This is a genomic window from Schnuerera sp. xch1 (assembly GCF_019931165.1).
In the GTDB taxonomy this organism is placed as follows: Bacteria; Bacillota; Clostridia; order Tissierellales; family Tepidimicrobiaceae; genus JAIOUP01.
In genome coordinates this window covers 1-1,944 of sequence record NZ_JAIOUP010000035.1, presented here as the reverse complement: position 1 = coordinate 1,944, position 1,944 = coordinate 1, and the positions used below count along the sequence as shown (strand labels likewise).

At 25.8% G+C, this 1,944-nt stretch carries 1 protein-coding gene; it reads left to right on the top strand.

Annotation, left to right across the window (positions count from 1 at the left end):
- The first annotated feature begins 142 nt into the window (after positions 1–142).
- Positions 143–1,840 (top strand): IS1634 family transposase, encoded by a 1,698-nt coding sequence (locus tag K8M07_RS12470; RefSeq protein WP_223379434.1) that lies wholly within the window; start codon positions 143–145, stop codon positions 1,838–1,840.
- Positions 1,841–1,944 lie beyond the last annotated feature (104 nt).

The following is a 1,944-nucleotide window of genomic DNA, read 5'->3' as shown; positions in this document are numbered from 1 at the left end:
TCCTTAGTTCTGCAGCAAAAATTCAATATAAAGTTAATATAATCCTTTGCCTATCTTGGTTAGGGATATTTTTTTGTCAAATTTAATATATTTTACTGCTATTCTATGCTATTCTATGGTATAATATAGATGGGTGATGCAAATGTTTTTAAAGAAAGATAAAAGGCCTAATGGTCGCATATATTTGTCCATTGTTAAAGGATTTAGAGATCCAATTACTAAAAAGAATAAACAACGTGCTGTAAAAAGTATTGGATTTCTAGATGAGTTTGAAGATATTTATGAGGATCCTATTGAACATTTTAAAAATTTAGCTAAAGAAATGACTGAAGAAGAAAAGCTTAATAATGCTCCCTTAGAGTTTTCTTTTGATAAATCAGAATCTGTTAAGAATAATGAAGTTTTAAGGAAAAACTTTGGTTTTGTTGTTTTAAGTTATATTTATCATAAGTTAAATATTGATTATTTTTTAGATAATAAGCAACAGAGTTTAAATATTGATTTTTCTTTGAATAAAATTTTACAAGCTTTAAGTTTTCTAAGAGTAATGGAACCTTGTTCAAAAAAGAAGTCCACTGAATTATTAGAAAAATATTTTATGGATTCTGATTTTTCAATTGATGATGTGTATAGATCTTTAGATTATTTTGCTAAATACAAAAAGGATTTGATTTTACATATTCATGAATATATTAGATGTGAATATGGTAGAAATCTCGATAATGTCTTTTATGACGTTACTAATTATTATTTTGAATCTGATGAAGATAATTTTAGGATAAAAGGAGTTTCTAAAGAACATAGACCTAATCCAATAGTTCAAATGGGCTTGTTAATGGATGATGAAGGTATTCCTATTTCTTTTAAATTATTTGAAGGTAATACTAATGACTGTAATACTTTAATGCCTGTTCTTGATGAATTGAAAAAAGATTTTAATTTTGGTAGAGTTATTGTTGTTGCAGATAAAGGTATGAATACAGGAGAGAACATTGCTTACAATGTTATACATAAAAATGGATATATATATTCAAAATCTGTTAGAGGTTCATCTAAAGAGGTAAAAGATTATATTTTAAATGCTAATGGCTACAAAGACATGGGCGATGAGTATAAATTCAAATCAAGGGTTGTTAATACTAATATTTGGATTACTAATGCTAAAGGGAAAAAGGTTCAAGTTGAGATTGAACAAAAACAAGTTGCTTTTTATTCTGAAAAATATGCAAGAAAAGCTAGGAAAGACAGACAAAAGGTTTTAGATAAGGCTAATAAATTAATTAAATTAAAGAAGGGTAGTCTGAATAAAGGAGCTTACAAGTATATTAAAGATGAATATTTAGATAGGGAAACTGGTGAAATTTTAGAGAAAGGTGATTATTTATATATTGATGAAGATAGAATTGCGGAAGAAGAAAAATATGATGGTTATTATTTAATTGTCAGCAGTGAATTAAATATGCCTGATAGAGAGATTATTGAACGTTACAAAGGGCTTTGGAAGATTGAAGAAAGTTTTAAGATTACTAAAAGTCAACTTAAATCTAGACCTGTTTATGTTAGAAAAAAAGATCATATTGAAGCACATTTTTTCATTTGTTTTTTAGCATTAATTTTAATTAGATTATTAGAAAAAGAAACTAATTACGAGTTTAGTATTTCTGAATTAATTAATTCTATTAAAAATTTAAGCGTAACTTATCTTGATGAAAATTATTATATGTTAGACTATGTAGATAATGTTTCTAAGTCATTTTCAAATATTTTAAATACTGATATTACCAAAAGATTTTGGAAACAAAGTGATATCAAAAACTTAATTGCAAATTCTAAAAAATAATAGGTGTAGAACTACACTCTTTTGTAATTATCAAAGGCCTATAAACGTTGTGTTTACAATACTTATAGGCCTTTATTCTTTGATTTTGCTGCAAAACTCAAGAT